The sequence below is a fragment of the Streptomyces bacillaris genome, from assembly GCF_003268675.1.
Classification (GTDB): domain Bacteria; phylum Actinomycetota; class Actinomycetes; order Streptomycetales; family Streptomycetaceae; genus Streptomyces; species Streptomyces bacillaris.
This window is the reverse complement of the sequence record NZ_CP029378.1, coordinates 5,294,501-5,310,383: the sequence shown is the minus strand read 5'-3', so window position 1 is coordinate 5,310,383 and position 15,883 is coordinate 5,294,501. Positions and strand designations below refer to the sequence as shown.

The window sequence follows — 15,883 nt, the reverse complement described above, 5'->3', positions numbered from 1 at the left end:
CCGGGCTCCCACAGTGCGCATTGCGTAGCGCGTCACCCGCATGACCTGCGCCCCCGCGCTCCCCCCAGCTGAGGAACATCATGTGCCCCGGTTCTGTCCCGCCTCCCGGCCCCGAAAGTCCCGCAGCCCTCGGAGACCCCGTAGCCCCGGTAGTTCCCGCAGTTCCAGGAAGCCCCGTAGTCCTCGAAGGTTCTGCCGTCCTCGACAGCTCCGAGCGTCCGCCGTTTCTCCGGCGGCGGCCCGTCCATCTCTTCCCCGGCCAGGGCGACTTCTCCGTCAGCACCCTGGTCGCCTCGGCCCGCACCACCCCCGGCCTGCGCAAGGCCGCCCATGAGGTCTTCGAGCAGGTCGACACCGTGACCGCCGAACGCGGGCTGCCCCGGCTCGGGCCCTGGCTGCTGGGGCCCGAGCCGCCCAGCGGGCGTGCCCTCGCGAGTGCCAGCACCGGGACCTCCCAACTGGCCCTGTTCGGGGCGTCGATGGCCGTGCACCGGGCGCTGAGCGAGGCGTACGGGGTGCCCTCGGCGGCCGTCGGGGTGAGCTTCGGCGAACTCGCCGCGCTCACGGCCGCCGGAGTGTTCACCGTGGCGGACGGCGCACGCGCCGCGCACGATCTCGCCCTGGCGCTCACCTTCTGCCCCGGCGCGCTGACCGCGCTCGCCTGCCCGGAGCGGTCGGCGCGCGAGCTGCTGGAGGAGGCGGGGGTGGCGGGGACGGGGACGGGAGCGGCGGATGTCGTCGTGGCCGTGGTCAACGACGAGCGGTCCGTGGTGGTCTCCGGGCCGGTGGCGGCGCTGGCCCTGGTCGAGAAGGCGGCCGCGGACCGGCGGGTGGGAGCGGTGCGGCTGCGGCTGCCGTTCTCCTCGCACCACCCGGCCCTGGGCCACGCGGCCCGGGAGTTCGCCACCGCCGTACGCGCCTATCCGCGCTCCGCCGCCCGGTTCCCGGTCCACTCGGCCGTGGCGGGCCGCCGCTACGGGCCCACCGACGATCTGGCCGCCCGGCTGGCCGACTGCCTGGTGCGGCCGGCCTCGGTGCCGCCCGTGCTGCGGCAGGTGCTGGCGTACCGGCCGGGGGTGCTCTTCGAGGCCGGTACGGGAAGTGCCCTGGCCTCCAGCGCCCGCACCGTGCTCGCCGCCGACCTCGACCCGGCACCTGCCGTCCACGCCCCGCTCGCGGAGCCCGCGTTCCCGTGGTGAACCGGCACCTGTCGGCGCCCTCCTCCGCGAGTCCCCTGCCCACTTCCCCTTCCGCCAGTCACCGGTCAACTCCCCTCCACCGAAAGGAGAACGCATGACGACCCTCGCCCCCTCCCTCTCCGAGAGCGGCCGTGCCGAGATACTCCGGCTCCTCCACGGCCCCTGCGATCCCGCCGCCCTCTCCGCCCTCACCGCGCTCCGCAAGGCCCTCGCGGACGGTGACCCCGGACCGGTCCACGGCCCCGGCCGAGGGGCTGCCCTGCTGGGCCGACTGCGGTCACTGGCCGACGCGTTGCCGCCCGGGGACGGGATCCTCGACGACCCGGCGCGGCTCGCCGCCGTCCACGCCCATGCCGCCGTCGCCGACCCCTCCCTCTGCCTGGCGGGGCTGGTCCACCATCTGCTCTGCCTGGGTTCCCTCACCGAACTCTCGGACGATCAGGCCGGGTTGGAGCCCCGGCTGTCGGCCCTGCGGGAAGGCCGGGCCAAGGGCGTCTACCTGATCACCGAGGTCGGGCAGGCCAACAGCCACCTCGACACCGGAACCCGCGCGGACTTCGACCCGGCCGACGGCTCGTTCGTCCTGCACACCCCCGGGCCGGGCGCCGCCAAGTTCGGGAGCGCCGGTACGGGGGGCGTCGAGCAGACGGGCGTGGTCCTGGCCCGGCTCTTCGTGGGCGGGACCGACCGCGGGGTCTTCGCCTTCATGGTCGGCCTGACCGACGCGCAAGGGCCGCTCCCCGGCGTCGAGTTGTCGGACCCGATCGCGCTGGACGCCCTGCCGCTCGACTACGTACAGGTGCGGTTCGACCGCGTCCGGGTGGCGGCCGCCCACTGGCTCTCCGACGGGGCCCGGATCGCCCCCGGCGGTGAAGGCAGTGGTACGGCGGCGATGTTCCACGACCCCGCCGGGTCCCCGGAGCAGCGCCTCCAGCGCACCCTGCGCGTGGGCCAGGGGCTGTGGGCGGCCATGCCCGCCGTCGCCGCCGCCACCTCCCGGCGTACCGCCGTCCAGGCCGTCCACTACGCCCGGACGCGGCGTACGCAGAGCCGGCTCGCCCCCGGAGTGCCGCTGCTCGCCTATCGGAGCCAGCAGACCGTGGTCCTGGGCGCGCTGGCCGACGCCTTCGCCCTGACGTGCGCCGCCGACGGCGCCCTGGCCGTACGGACCGGGGCCCGGGCCGCCGTACCGCCCGGGCCGGAGCGCGAGGAGGCCATGGGATTCACGCCCTGGGCGGCCGTCAGCCGGCCGCTCGCCGCCTACAAGGCCGTGACCGTCCGGACCGCCGCCCGGCTCACCGCCGCGTGCCAGCACCGGTGCGGCTTCTCCGGCCAGTTGACCGCCAACCGTCTTGCCGGATACCGCGACTTCCACCACGCCTTCGACACGGCGGGCGGCGACAGCCAGCTGGTCTTCTACGACATAGGCCGCTCGCTCGTGGAGGAGGGACTCGGCCGGGAGCCGGAACTGCGGGAGCCCCTGGAGCCCACCTCCCCGTACTGGTGGCCCGCCCTCCTCCGGCGCCATCGGGCCGCTCTCGTCAGGGAGTTGCTCTGGCTCGGCGCGGCCGACGCGTCCCGGGACCCGTTCGAGCGGTGGAACCCGCTGCTGGAGCGGGCCGGGCTGCTGGGCGAGGCGCACGCCACGCTGCTCATGGCCGATGACGTCGTCCGGGTCCTGGAAGGGCTCCGCGACCCCGGTCTCGTACGGGCTCTGACTCCGCTGGCCGCCCTGCACGGCGCGCTCTCCGCCCGCCGCTGGGCCGGTTCACTGCTCGCCCTCGGGCCCCTGGAGGCAGCGGAGTCCGGGACGCTGTCCGCTGCCGTCGACCGGCTCTGCGATGCGGTGATGGAGCAACTGCCGGTGCTGCTGGAGGTGTTCGAGGAGCCGGAGGACCACCGTGTCCTGGACGCCACGCTCACCTGGGCGCGCGGGGCAACCTCATGACCGCCGTCCGCCGCATCGGAGTCCTCGGCCTCGGCACCCACCTCCCGGCCGGCGTCCGGGACAACGAGGAAGTGGCCCGGGACGCCGGGGTGACCGCCCAGTGGATCGGGGAGCGTACCGGCGTCCTGACCCGCCATGTCGCCGGACCCGACGAGGCGGCCTCCGACCTCGCCGCCCACGCCGTCCGCTCGGCGGTCGAGGCGGCGGGTGTCGGGATCGCGGACGTCGGGCTGCTGGTCTGCGCCACCTCCACCCCCGACGAGCTGGGACCCTCCACCGCCTGCCGGGTCCAGGCCCTCGTCGGCGCCCACCGGGCCGTCGCCCTGGACGTCGGCGCGGCCTGCTCGGGCTGGCTCTTCGCCGCCAAGGTGGCGTACGACTGGCTGCGCGGGTCCGAGCGGGACGGCTACGCGGTGGTCGTCGGCGTGGAGGCGTACTCGAAGTTCCTCGACCCCACCGACCGGGGCACCTCCGTCCTCTTCGCCGACGGGGCGGCGGCCACCGTCCTGGGGCCGGTGGCCGAGGGGCACGGGTTCGCGGACTTCCGGCTCGGCTCCGACGGGACGCAGGCCGGGCTCGTCCTGATCCCCGGCGGCGGCAGCCGGCTGCCCGCCGCCCCGGCCACGCTCGCCGCCGGGAGCCATCGCATCCACATGGACGGGCGGAGCGTCAGCCGGTTCATCGTCGACGTGCTGCCCCGGCTGATCACCGAGGCCCTGGACCGGGCCGGGCTCGGCGTGGCGGACATCGCGTGCTTCGTCTGCCACCAGCCCAACCCCGTACTGCTGCGGCGGCTCGGCGGCGAACTCGGCATCCCGCCGGAGCGGTTGGTCGTCGTCGGTGACGAGGTCGGCAACATCGGGGCGGCCAGCGCCGCCTACGCGCTCGCCGCCGCCGCTGCCCGGCACGGACTGCGCCCCGGGGACCGGGTGCTGCTCACCGTCTTCGGCGCCGGGATGACCTGGGGCAGCGCCCTCCTCACCTGGAGCGGGGCCGACGCCCTGATGCCCGTACCGACCGCCGCCGCCGACCGCTCCGTACCCCGACCCCGTACGCCGGAAAGGAACCTGTCATGAACGCTCTCGACCTCTTCCGCCTGGACGGCGCCCGCGCCCTGGTCACCGGCGGCTCCCGGGGCATCGGCCGGGCCGTCGCCGAGGCCCTCGCCGACGCCGGGTGCGACCTCGCCGTGACCGCCCGGACCCTGCCCGCGCTGGACGCCACCGTACGGGCGGTGGCGGAGCGGGGCCGCAAGGCCGTGGCGCTCGACGGGGACCTGGCGGAGCCGGGGGTGGCGGCGGCGCTCGTCGACCGGGCCGCCGCCGCGCTCGGCGGGCTCGACGTCGTCGTGCACAACGCGGGGACCCTGCCCGCCGCCGAGGACGGCAGCCCGCTGCTGGTGCCGCTCCAGCACGCCGAGCAGCGGGACTGGGAGACCGTCGTCTCGGTCAACCTCAACGCCACGGCCGCCGTCTGCCGGGCCGCCCACCCGTATCTGGTGGAGTCGGAGCGGGCCAGCCTGGTGCTGATGTCGTCGATCGCCGGGATCGTCGGCACCCCGATGATGGAGGCGTACGCGGCCACGAAGGCGGCCCAGTTGTCGCTGGCGCGGAGTCTGGCGGTCGGCTGGGCCCGGAGCGGGGTGCGGGTCAACGCGCTCTGCCCGGGGTGGACGCGTACGGACATGACCGCCTTCGCCAGCGAGGCCGGTGCCCTGTCGGAGTGGCTCACCAGCCATGTGCCGCTGGGGCGTTGGGCCACGGTGGACGAGGTGGTCGGGGCGACGCTCTTCCTCGCCTCCCCCGCCTCCTCGTTCGTCACCGGGCACGCGCTGGTCGTCGACGGTGGTCTTGCCGTACCCGACGGTGGGCTGGCCGGGCACCCGAAGCCGCCCTCCCCCTTCGCGGCCACGGGCTGACGATGCGGACCCACGAGAACCCCGCCGTTCCTCCCGCCGTCACCCCCACCGCCGTCATCTCCGGCATCGGCTCCTGCCTCCCGCCGCGCGTGGTCGACAACGACGCCGTCATCGCGCGCGGCGCCCTGCTCACCGACCCCGGCTGGATCCGGGCCCGTACCGGCATCGAGCGCCGCCGCCACGTCTCCCCCGGCACCAGCACCGGCGACCTGGCGGTCGGCGCGGGCCGGGCGGCGCTCGCCTCCGCCGGGGGCGTCCGCCCGGACCTCGTCCTGCTCGCCACCTCCACGCCCGACCACCCGTGCCCGGCCACCGCCCCGGAGGTGGCCCACCGGCTCGGGCTCGGGACGGTGGGCGCGTTCGACGTGTCGGCGGTCTGCTCGGGGTTCCTGTACGCCCTGTCCGTCGCGGCGGGGCTCGTACGCGGTGGGGTCTGCGCCGCGCCCCTGGTCATCGCGGCCGAGACCTACACCGCGATCGTCGACCCCGCCGACCGGACCACCGCCCCGATCTTCGGTGACGGGGCCGGGGCCGTGCTCCTGCGGCCCGGCGGGCGGGACGAGCCCGGGGCCGTCCACGCCACCGACCTCGGCTCGGACGGCGCGGGCCGGGCCGCGATCACGATCCCGGGCGGCGGTGCCCGACACCCACGCCGGCTGCCGCCGCCCGGCCCGGACGCGCACTTCTTCCACATGGAGGGCCGTGCCGTCTACGCCCACGCCGTACGCCGGATGACCCGGTCCTCCGAGGCCGTGCTGCGGCGGGCGGGCTGGGGAGCCCCTTCCGTACGGGCGTTCATCGGCCACCAGGCCAACCAGCGGATCCTGGACTCGGTCGGTGACCGGCTGGGCATCGCGCCCGCCCACCGGTACGGCAACATCCGCGAGCTGGGCAACACCGCCGCCGCCTCCGTCCCCCTGGTGCTGGCCGACCCGGCCGTGCACCGGGCGGTGGTGCCCGGCGAGCGCACCCTGCTCACTGCGTTCGGCGGTGGCTTCACCTGGGCGTCCACCGCCCTGACCTGGCCCGACGTCACGCCACTGGCCGAGGAACCGGATGCCGGACAACCGACGGAGCACTCGGCCACCGGACCGCCGACCGCGGAGCCGGACGCCGCCCCTGCCTCCACCTCGACCTCCCCCGCTGCCGCTTCCCCCGTCTTCGTACCGTCATCACCCCTGTGAGGAGCCCCCGATGGAACACGTCTACACCCACCTCGTGACCCTGCTCACCGACAAGTTCGAGGTCGCCGCCGATCTCATACGCCCCGACGCCACCCTCGGTGACCTGGAGCTGGACTCCCTGGCCGTCGTGGAGCTGTACGTCACCCTCCAGGAGGAGTGGGGCGTTCCGCTCGACGACTCCGAGGCCACCGCCGAGCTGACCGTGGACGAGGTGGCCCGCTCGGTGACGGCTCTGCTCGATTCGGCCACAGCCGCGAGCACGGCCGCGAGCACAACGGCGAGCACGGCGAACGGCACACCGTGAGCGACGACATCGCCGTCACCGGCATCGGGCTGGTGACACCCGGCGGCACCGGCACCGAGGCCACCTGGGAGACGGTGTGCGCCGGGCGGGCGACCGCGCGCGTCGACCCCGTACTGACGGAAGCGGGTGCGCCGGTGCGGCTCGCCTGCCGGGTGGCGCCTCCGGCGGAGGAAGGGGTGCGGGGGCGGCTCTGGCGGTTCGACCCCGCCACCCGGTTCCTGCTCACCGCCGCCCGCGAGGCCCTCGCCTCCGCAGGGCTGGAGCCGGGGCGGTGGGACCCCGGGCGGGTCGCGGTGGTCGTGGGCACGGCGGCGGGCGGGGTCGCCACGCTGGAGGCGCAGCACCGCAAGCTGCTCGCCTCCGGCCCCCGCGCGCTCTCCCCGATGACGCTCCCGGCCTTCCTGCCGAACATGGCCGCCGGTCAGCTCGCCCTCGAACTCGGCGCCACCGGGCCCGCGTTGCAGACCTCCAGCGCCTGCGCCTCGGGGGCGACGGCGATCATCACGGCGGCTCTGCTGTTACGGGCCGGGGTGTGCGATGTCGCCGTGGCGGGCGGTACGGATGCCATGGTCACGCCCCTGTGCGCCTCGGCCTTCGCCAAGCTGGGCGCGCTGTCGCGGCGGGAGGACGGTCCGGGCGGGGCCTCACGCCCGTTCGACCGGGACCGGGACGGGTTCGTGCTGGGCGAGGGGTGCGGGGTGCTCGTCCTGGAACGCACCGCCCACGCCACCGCCCGTACGGCCCGGCCCCTGGCGTTCCTGGCCGGGTTCGGGGCCACCGGCGACGCCCACCACGCCACCGCCCCGCACCCCGAAGGCGCCGGGCTGCGGGCGGCGACGGCCCTGGCGCTGGCCGGGGCGGGCCACAGGCCGGGCGAGGTCGATCACATCAACGCGCACGGCACCTCCACCGCGCTCAACGACGCGGTGGAGGCCACGGCGATCCGCGAGCTGTACGGGACAGGTCTCCAAGTCCCCTCGGTCACCTCGGCCAAAGGGGTCCTCGGGCACACCATGGGCGCGGCCGGGGCGATCGAGGCGGCGCTCACCGTGCTGACCGTCGTCCGCGGGACCGTACCGCCCACCGCCGGGTTCACGGCCCCCGACGCCGCCACGGCGGGTATCGACCTCGTCCACGGGGCCGCCCGTCCGCAGCGCGTGCGCCTCGCGCTCAGCCACTCGCTCGGCTTCGGCGGGCACAACACGGTGCTGGCGTTCACGACCGTCTGAGACGGGACGCAGGGCGGCCACTCCTTCGCGCGCGTGTCGCTCCCGGTCCGCCCCCGCCCCCTTGACCGAAAGTTACTTCCCCTATATCCGTATCATCTTGGAAGTTTCTTTCAGGCAAGGAAGGAGCTAACACGTGCCCCACCGCACCTCACGACGCACCCTCCTCACCGTCACCGCCGCCGCCACGGTGGCCGCGGCCACCGGCGCCCTCGCCACCGCAGGTCCCGCCTCCGCACACGCCGCTTCCGGGCACCACCCCGCGTCCGGCCACCACGACGCCTCCACCGACCGCCGGCTGCGGTGGATCATCGCCGGGATGAGCCTGGAGGAGAAGGTCGGCCAGCTCTTCGTCATGCGGGTGTACGGGCACTCCGCCACCGACCCCGACCAGGCCGACATCGACGCCAACCTCCGCGAGATCGGGGTCCGCACGGCCGCCGAGCTGGTCTCCGCCTACCACGTCGGCGGAATCATCTACTTCACCTGGGCCCACAACACCCGCGACCCGCACCAGATCGCCGCCCTCTCCAACGGCATCCAGCGGGCCGCCCTGGCCGAGCGCCACCGCATCCCGCTCCTCATCTCCACCGACCAGGAACACGGCATCGTCTGCCGGGTCGGGGAGCCCGCGACGCTGCTGCCGGGCGCGATGGCACTCGGCGCGGGCGGCTCGCGCTCCGACACCCGGCGGGCGGCCCGGATCGCGGGCACCGAGCTGGCCGCGCTCGGCATCAAGCAGAACTACGCCCCCGACGCCGACGTCAACGTCAACCCGGCCAACCCCGTCATCGGCGTACGCTCCTTCGGCTCCGACCCCGCGTCGGTGGCCGACCTGGTCGCGGCGCAGGTGAAGGGGTACCAGGGTGCCGGGGTCGCGGCCACCGCCAAGCACTTCCCGGGCCACGGTGACACCAACACCGACAGCCACACGGGGCTGCCCGTCATCGAGCACACCCGGCAGGAGTGGGAGGAGCTGGACGCGCCGCCGTTCCGGGCCGCGGTCCGGGCGCGTATCGACTCGGTCATGACCGCCCACATCGTGGTCCCGGCGCTCGACCCGTCCGAGGATCCGGCCACCCTCTCCCGGCCGATCCTCACCGGCATCCTCCGCGAGGAGCTGGGGTACGACGGGGTGGTCGTCACGGACTCGCTCGGCATGGAGGGCGTACGGACGAAGTACGGCGACGACCGCGTCCCGGTCCTCGCCCTGCTGGCGGGCGTGGACCAGCTGCTCAACCCGCCGAACCTCTCCGTCGCGTGGAACGCGGTCCTGGAGGCGGTCAAGGACGGCGAGATCAGCGAGGCCCGGATCGATGAATCGATCCTGCGCATCCTGCGGCTGAAGACGAGACTGGGCCTGTTCCGCGATCCGTTCGTCAGCGCCCGGGGCGTCGACCGCACCGTCGGCATCCGGCCGCACCGCACCGAGGCCGACGGGATCGCGGAGCGGACGACGACCCTGCTCGCCGACCCCGGCGCCCTGCTCCCGCTCTCCCGCCGCAGCCACCGGCGGCTGCTGGTGGTGGGCGCCGACCCGGCGTCCCCGTCCGGCACGACGGGCCCGCCGACCACCACCCTGACGGAGGTCTTCTCCGAACTGGGCTTCTCCGCAACGGCGTTGTCCACCGGTACGGCCCCGAACCCGGCGAGGACCGCCGAAGCCGTCGCCGCCGCGCGGGGCAAGGACGCGGTGATCGTGGCCACGTACAACCTCACCGCGAGCAGCACCCAACTCGCCCTGGTCGACGCCCTCGTGGCGACCGGCGTCCCGGTGGTCGCCGTCGCGATCCGCAACCCGTACGACGCCGCGCACCTCACCGGGCGCGGGGTCGCCGCCGTCCTGGCGTCCTACTCCTGGACGGACGTCGAACTCCGCGCCGCCGCCCGGGTGATCGCGGGCCGCGCCCGGCCGCGGGGCAGACTCCCGGTCCCGGTCCAGCGGGCGGACGACCCGGCGCGGGTGCTGTACCCGGTGGGGCACGGACTGACGTACTGACCGCGCACCGCACCGCACTGCACGGCACCACACCGCTACGCGCCTGTGCCCGCCGCCTCCGAGGAGCCGGCGGGCACAGGTGCGTCAGCCGCGGAGGCTACGGGCGCAGGACCTCCTCGCCGCGCTCGACCTCACCGTTCAGCTGGTCCAGCCGCGTGTCGAACTTCGCCAGCGGCTTCGCCTTCGCCGGGTCCGCCTGGACGGCCGCCGGGGCGACGCCCGCCCAGCGCTGGATGGCCGCGGTGGCCTCCGCCCGCTCGGCGTCGGGGAGTCCGGAGATCCGGGCCCCGTGGTTGGCGCCCGGCACGGTGTAGACGTGACTGTCCTTGGCGCCGCGCCCGAGGCGGAACGGCTCCGCGCGCCAGGGGTCGTTCTCCCCGTACACGTACAGCATCTGCCGGGCGTTGTTCCGGACCCAGCGGTCCACGTCCCGCATCGCGCCCCGGTCGAACTTCATGGGGATGGAGCGGGGCACGAAGTTGCGCGGGGGCTGGTAGCCGTAACGGCTCAGATTGCCGAGCCAGGGCTGCCTGATGTCCGGCGAGCCGAGCTGGGTGCCCGCCTGGTAGTAGTACGGGGTGTACGCCTCCAGCTCCTGGTCGGAGTAGAAGCCGAAGCCGGAGATCGCGTCGATGGCGTCCCAGATCTCCCCGTCGGTGGCCTTCTTGGCGTCGGGCAGGATCTCGGTGCAGTCGGCGAGGGTGCTGTACTGCCAGAACGCCCAGATGTAGTCCATGACGGCGGCCTCGTAGGCGCGGTCGAAGGAGCCGAGGGTGGCGTAGGTGAGCTCGTTGGCGGCGGCGTGCTCCTTGAACTTCTTCAGGAGCGGACCCCGGCGGATCAGCCCCTCGCGCTGCACCGCCTGGAGCTTGTCGCGGCATTCCTTGGTGCCGACGTTCCGGAAGAACCGGTCGTACGCGGAGTCCTCGCGGTCGTCCACGTCGTTGGGCGCCACGTACGCCACGACGGCGTCCATGTCCTTCGGGTAGAACCGCTCGAAGTACGTGGCGGTCATGCCGCCCTTGGAGCCGCCGGTGGCCAGCCACTTCTGCGGGTAGATCTTCTTGAGCGCCGTGAACACCCGGTGCTGGTCGGTGGCCGCCTGCCAGATGTCGAGCTTGGACCAGTCGGCGGGCGCCGGGCGGGACGGGGTGAAGAAGCGGTACTCCAGGGAGACCTGGTTGCCGTCGACGATCTGCGTCGGCTCGCTGCGGCTGGGGTTGGTGGAGACGTGGTAGCCGCTGGTGGAGAAGACCGTCGGGCGGGCGGTGTCCTTGTGCAGCACGGTGATCCGCTGCTGGAACGTTCCCTTGGACGGGCGCCGGTGGTCGACCGGCTGGGTGTAGTTGAGGACGATGTAGCGGTAGCCGAAGTACGGCTTCTCCTCGATCAGGCTCATGCCCGGGATCGCCAGGATGCGGTCCTTGATGTCCTCGTTGCTCGCCTCGCCACCGTGTGCGGCGGCGGTGCTCCTGCTCTTCGCGTCCGGTTCCGCGGCGGTGGCCGCACCGGCCGAGGCTCCCGCCGCCGTGACGGTGCCGATGAGCACCGCGAGCGAGAGAACCCCTGTGAGCGCCTTGCGCATACACCCTCCCCTTGATTCACAACAGTGGCGGTGAACCTAGCGAGGTCAACGTGCCGGGCGCCAGACCCGGTTGGGTGTGTCCTGCGCGCTCACACGATTCCCGTACGGGTGAAACGGCGCCGGGTCAGCAGAGGATCCAGCCGGTGGAGGCCGACTTCCCGGCGACGGCTCCGGTGGCCCGTACGCAACGGTTGAGGGCGTTCACCGTCACCGGACCGGCCATCGTGGTGAACGAACCGCTGTCCTTGACCACGCGTCCGCCGCGCGGCTGGAGCGTGACGCTCATGGCCCGTTTCTTGCCCGGCGCCTTGGCCACGGCGACCGCGCACGCGTGGGTGCGGCTCTTGTAGACGCGCAGCTCCCCCGTCGCGAACGCGACGGTCTTCGCGGGGCGGCCGGAGCAGCCGGGGGCGGCCTGGGCGGCGGTGGCCGGGGTGCCGAGGAGGAGCACGAGTCCGGCCAGCAACGGCAGGACGAGCAGGCGTGCCGCCACCCCTCCGGGCCGGGGCCGGGGCTGCCGCCGCCGTTGCCGCTGACCGGATCTGACCGCCCTGTCGAACACTTCCGCCCCCACCTGACATCTGTACGCACCGGTGCGTCTCTGCCTACGACGCGGCAGAGGCCTGGAGGGTTGCACGGGGCGGGTGAGGGGCCGGTCCGGGTGTCGGCCGTTGCCGGGACCGGCCGTTGCCCGGTTCAGACGTCGGCCTGTTCAGAGGTCCGCCGGTTCAGACGTCGGCCGTTGACCCGTTCAGACGTCGGCCGTCTCGTCCTCGCCTATGTCCTGTCCTATGAACGTGCGCCACAGCCGGGCGTACCGCCCGTCCCGGGCCAGCAGCTCGTCGTGCGTGCCGTCCTCCGCGACGCGCCCCTGGTCCATCACCACGACCCGGTCGGCGCGGGCGGCGGTGGTCAGGCGGTGGGCCACCACCAGGGTGGTGCGGCGGCCGGCGAGCCGGTCGGTGGCCTGGTTGACCAGGGCCTCCGTGGCGAGGTCCAGGGCGGCGGTGGCCTCGTCGAGGAGCAGGATGTCGGGGTCGACCAGCTCGGCGCGGGCGAGCGCGATGAGCTGGCGCTGCCCGGCGGAGAGGTTACGGCCGCGCTCGGCGACCTCGTGGAGGTAGCCGCCCTCCAGGGTGGCGATCATCTCGTGGGCGCCGACCGCGCGGGCGGCGGCCTCCACCCGGGCGTCGGTGGCGTCGGGGAGTCCGTAGGCGATGGCGTCGCGGACCGTGCCGGCGAAGAGGTACGCCTCCTGCGGGACGACGCCGAGGCGGTGGCGGTAGGCGGTCATGTCGAGCCGGCGCAGATCGGTGCCGTCGGCGGTGACGCGCCCGCCGGTCGGGTCGTAGAACCGGGCGACCAGCTTGACCAGGGTGGACTTGCCCGCGCCGGTCTCACCGACGAAGGCGACGGTCTGCCCGGCCGGGATGCGGAGGTCGATGCCGGTGAGGGCCTCCTCCTCGTCCCCGTACGCGAAGGAGACGTTCTCGAAGGCGATCTCGCCGCGCAGGGAGAGCACGTCGAGGGGTTCGTCCGGGTCGGCGGTGGAGGTGGGTTCGCGCAGCAGCTCCTGGATGCGGCCGAGGGAGACGGTGGCCTGCTGGTAGCCGTCGAAGACCTGGGAGAGCTGCTGGACGGGGGCGAAGAACAGCTCGATGTAGAGGAGGTAGGCGACCAGGGCGCCGGTGGTGAGGGTGCCGGCCTCGATCCGGCCCGCGCCGACGATGATGACGGCCGCGGCGGCGATCGAGGCGAGGAGCTGGACGAAGGGGAAGTAGACCGAGATCAGCCACTGGCCGCGGACCCTCGCCCGGCGGTAGCCGTCGCTGCGCTCGGCGTACCGTGCGGCGCCGTCGTGCTCCCGGCCGAAGGCCTGGACGATACGGAGGCCGGAGACGGACTCCTGGAGGTCGGCGTTGACCCCGCTGATGCGTTCACGGGCCAGTTCGTACGCCTTGACGCTGCTGCGGCGGAAGAAGAAGGTCCCGACGACCAGCACGGGCAGGGTGGCGAAGACGACCAGGGCGAGCTGGATGTCCAGGACCAGCAGCGCGACCATGATGCCGAAGAAGGTGACGACGGAGACGAACGCGGTGACCAGGCCGGTCTGGAGGAACGTGGAGAGCGCGTCCACGTCCGTGGTCATCCGGGTCATGATCCGGCCGGTCAGCTCGCGCTCGTAGTAGTCGAGGCCGAGCCGCTGGAGCTGGGCGAAGATCTTGAGGCGGAGCGAGTAGAGGACCCGCTCGCCGGTCCGGCCGGTCACCCGGATCGCGCCCGTCTGGGCCACCCACTGGACGAGCACGGTGGCCAGGGCGACCGCGGAGGCGGCCCAGACCGCGCCCATCGCCACCCGGTTGACGCCCTCGTCGATGCCGTACCGGATGAGGACCGGCAGCAGCAGGCCCATCCCGGCGTCGACGGCGACCAGCCCGAGGGCCAGGAGCAGGGCCCCGCCGAAGCCGCGCAGCAGCCGGCGCAGCCCGTAGGAGTCCTCGGGGCGCACGGCCCGGGCCTCGTCGACCTGCGGGGTGTCCGTGGCGGGCGGCAGCGCCTCGACCTGGGCGAGCAGCTCGGGGGTGGCGGGCATCCCGGCGACCGAGGCGTCCCGCTCCTCCTCCTTGCGGATCCAGAGCTGGGGCGTGACCCCGCGCTCGGCGTCGAACTCGGCGTCCAGCTCCTGCTTCAGGGCCCGGTCGCCGTCGGGGTCGGCCTCGGCGCGCGGGGGCCGGTGGCCCGGGGACGTACCGCCCAGCTCGTCGGGGTCGGTGAGGAGGCGGCGGTAGAGGGCGGAGGTGCGCTCCAGCTCCTCGTGGGTGCCGAGGGCGGCGAGCTTCCCGCCGTCCAGGACGGCAATGCGGTCGGCCAGCTGCAGGGTGGAGCGGCGGTGGGCGATGAGGAGGGTGGTGCGGCCCTCCATCACCTGTTTGAGCGCCTCGTGGATCTCGTGCTCGACGCGGGCGTCGACGGCGGAGGTGGCGTCGTCCAGGAGGAGGAGCCGGGGGTCGGTGAGGATGGCGCGGGCGAGGGCGACGCGCTGGCGCTGGCCGCCGGAGAGGGTGAGGCCGTGTTCACCGACGGTGGTGTCGTAGCCGTCGGGCAGTTCGGTGATGAACCCGTGGGCCTGGGCGGCGCGGGCGGCCTGCTCGATCTGCTCCTGGGTCGCGCCGGGGAGGCCGTAGGCGATGTTGGCGCGGACGGTGTCGGAGAAGAGGAAGCTGTCCTCGGGGACGAGCCCGATGGCGGCGCGCAGGGAGGCCTGGGTCAGCTCGCGGACGTCGTGGCCGCCGATGAGGACGGCGCCGTGGGAGACGTCGTAGAAGCGGGGCAGCAGGAGCGAGACGGTGGACTTGCCGCTGCCGGAGGCGCCGACGACGGCGACGGTCTCGCCGGGTTCGACGGTGAGCGAGAACCCGTCCAGTACGGGCCGGTCGTCGTCGTAGCCGAACCGTACGTCGTCGAACTCGATCCCGGCCGGGGCGTCGGCCGGCAGCTCCTTCGTCCCGTCCTGCATCGACGGCTCGGTGTCGATCAGCTCCAACACGCGCTCCACACCGGCCCGGGCCTGCTGGCCGACGGTGAGGACCATGGCGAGCATCCGGACCGGGCCGACGAGCTGGGCGAGGTAGGTGGAGAAGGCGACGAAGGTGCCGAGGGTGATCTCGCCCCGGGTGGCCAGCCAGCCGCCGACGGCGAGCATGGCGACCTGGCCGAGCGCGGGGACGGCCTGGAGGGCGGGGGTGTAGCGGGCGTTGAGCCGGATGGTGCGCAGCCGCCCGGCGAAGAGCCGCCTGCTGACCTCGCGGAGCTTCCCGGTCTCCTGGTCCTCCTGCCCGAACCCCTTGACGACCCGGACCCCGGAGACGGCCCCGTCGACGACTCCGGCGACGGCGGCGGCCTGGCCCTGGGCGTACCAGGTGGCGGGGAAGAGGCGGGCCTTGGAGCGGCGGGCGATGAACCAGAGGGCGGGGGCGACGGCGAGGGCGACGAGGGTGAGCGGCAGGGAGAGCCACGCCATGATCACCAGGGAGATCAGGAAGAGCAGGACGTTCCCGATGGTCATCGGGAGCATGAACAGCAGCCCCTGGATCAGCTGGAGGTCGCTGGTGGCCCGGCCGACGACCTGCCCGGTGGACAGCTCGTCCTGCCGTCTGCCGTCGAGCCGGGTGATGGTCGCGTACATGTCCGTACGCAGGTCGTGCTGGACGTCGAGGGCGAGCCGGCCGCCGTAGTAGCGGCGGATGTAGGTGGCGATGTAGACGAGGACGGCGGCGCCGACGAGGAGGCCGGTCCAGAGAAGGAGCGAGCGGGTCCGGTCGGTGACGACGTCGTCGATGATCACCTTGGTGATCAGCGGGACGAGGGCCATGACGGCCATCCCGGCGAGCGAGGAGCCGAGCGCGAGCACGACGTTGCGCCGGTACCGCCACGCGTACCCGGTCAGCCGCCGGCCCCACCCCTGTCCGTCTGCGCCCGCCACGCGTTGCCTCCAGTTCCGCTGATCCAGCTGTTCCGCC

The 15,883-nt window shown here is 74.0% G+C and carries 11 protein-coding genes; 8 read left to right on the top strand and 3 right to left on the bottom strand.

The genetic code is table 11. The features are described from left to right. The first annotated feature begins 80 nt into the window (after positions 1-80). The 8 genes from DJ476_RS23110 (at position 81) to DJ476_RS23075 (ending at position 9,778) form a co-directional block, all read left to right on the top strand. Entirely contained in the window at positions 81-1,199 is a 1,119-nt protein-coding gene (locus DJ476_RS23110) for an acyltransferase domain-containing protein (protein ID WP_112491433.1), read from the top strand. A 94-nt stretch (positions 1,200-1,293) separates the two neighbouring features. Next, positions 1,294-3,147, top strand: a complete 1,854-nt coding sequence (locus DJ476_RS23105) for an acyl-CoA dehydrogenase family protein (protein WP_112491432.1) — start codon at positions 1,294-1,296, stop codon at positions 3,145-3,147. Beyond that, a complete protein-coding gene (locus DJ476_RS23100; protein WP_112491431.1) occupies positions 3,144-4,223 on the top strand; it encodes a 3-oxoacyl-ACP synthase III family protein in 1,080 nt (359 codons plus the stop codon). Before DJ476_RS23105 ends, DJ476_RS23100 begins: the two co-directional genes overlap by 4 nt. Further along, positions 4,220-5,065, top strand: coding sequence for an SDR family NAD(P)-dependent oxidoreductase (locus DJ476_RS23095; RefSeq protein WP_070201267.1), 846 nt, complete (start codon positions 4,220-4,222; stop codon positions 5,063-5,065). The genes DJ476_RS23100 and DJ476_RS23095 overlap by 4 nt, the downstream gene beginning before the upstream one ends. Before the next feature lie 2 nt (positions 5,066-5,067). Continuing rightward, positions 5,068-6,249: a beta-ketoacyl-ACP synthase III gene (locus tag DJ476_RS23090; RefSeq protein WP_112491429.1), complete on the top strand. Its 1,182-nt coding sequence runs from the start codon at positions 5,068-5,070 to the stop codon at positions 6,247-6,249. Positions 6,250-6,259: 10 nt separating this feature from the next. Then, positions 6,260-6,553, top strand: coding sequence for a phosphopantetheine-binding protein (locus DJ476_RS23085; RefSeq protein ID WP_103418288.1), 294 nt, complete (start codon positions 6,260-6,262; stop codon positions 6,551-6,553). Then, complete coding sequence (locus tag DJ476_RS23080; protein WP_112491428.1) at positions 6,550-7,782, top strand: beta-ketoacyl-[acyl-carrier-protein] synthase family protein; 1,233 nt, start codon at positions 6,550-6,552, stop codon at positions 7,780-7,782. The genes DJ476_RS23085 and DJ476_RS23080 overlap by 4 nt, the downstream gene beginning before the upstream one ends. Positions 7,783-7,915: 133 nt before the next feature. Further along, positions 7,916-9,778 carry a glycoside hydrolase family 3 protein gene (locus tag DJ476_RS23075; protein ID WP_112491426.1) on the top strand — a complete coding sequence of 621 codons (1,863 nt, stop codon included), beginning with the start codon at positions 7,916-7,918 and terminating at the stop codon, positions 9,776-9,778. 97 nt (positions 9,779-9,875) lie between these two features. Here DJ476_RS23075 and DJ476_RS23070 read toward each other — a convergent pair whose 3' ends face one another. The 3 genes from DJ476_RS23070 to DJ476_RS23060 all read right to left on the bottom strand — a co-directional run bounded on the left by DJ476_RS23070 (position 9,876) and on the right by DJ476_RS23060 (position 15,846). Next, a complete protein-coding gene (locus DJ476_RS23070; protein WP_112491425.1) occupies positions 9,876-11,363 on the bottom strand; it encodes a S28 family serine protease in 1,488 nt (495 codons plus the stop codon). Between the two features lie 124 nt (positions 11,364-11,487). After that, positions 11,488-11,856, bottom strand: a complete 369-nt coding sequence (locus DJ476_RS23065; RefSeq protein ID WP_070201273.1) for a hypothetical protein — start codon at positions 11,854-11,856, stop codon at positions 11,488-11,490. 258 nt (positions 11,857-12,114) lie between these two features. Continuing rightward, complete coding sequence (locus tag DJ476_RS23060) at positions 12,115-15,846, bottom strand: ABC transporter ATP-binding protein (protein ID WP_112491424.1); 3,732 nt, start codon at positions 15,844-15,846, stop codon at positions 12,115-12,117. Between the last annotated feature and the right edge of the window lie 37 nt (positions 15,847-15,883).

Bases quoted from the DNA above. Each gene is read 5' to 3' on its own strand.
- DJ476_RS23100 (WP_112491431.1), top strand. From the start codon at position 3,144: ATGACCGCCGTCCGCCGCATCGGAGTCCTCGGCCTCGGCACCCACCTC.
- DJ476_RS23105 (WP_112491432.1), top strand. From the start codon at position 1,294: ATGACGACCCTCGCCCCCTCCCTCTCCGAGAGCGGCCGTGCCGAGATA.
- DJ476_RS23090 (WP_112491429.1), top strand. From the start codon at position 5,068: ATGCGGACCCACGAGAACCCCGCCGTTCCTCCCGCCGTCACCCCCACC.
- DJ476_RS23070 (WP_112491425.1), bottom strand. From the start codon at position 11,363: ATGCGCAAGGCGCTCACAGGGGTTCTCTCGCTCGCGGTGCTCATCGGC.
- DJ476_RS23110 (WP_112491433.1), top strand. From the start codon at position 81: ATGTGCCCCGGTTCTGTCCCGCCTCCCGGCCCCGAAAGTCCCGCAGCC.
- DJ476_RS23085 (WP_103418288.1), top strand. From the start codon at position 6,260: ATGGAACACGTCTACACCCACCTCGTGACCCTGCTCACCGACAAGTTC.
- DJ476_RS23095 (WP_070201267.1), top strand. From the start codon at position 4,220: ATGAACGCTCTCGACCTCTTCCGCCTGGACGGCGCCCGCGCCCTGGTC.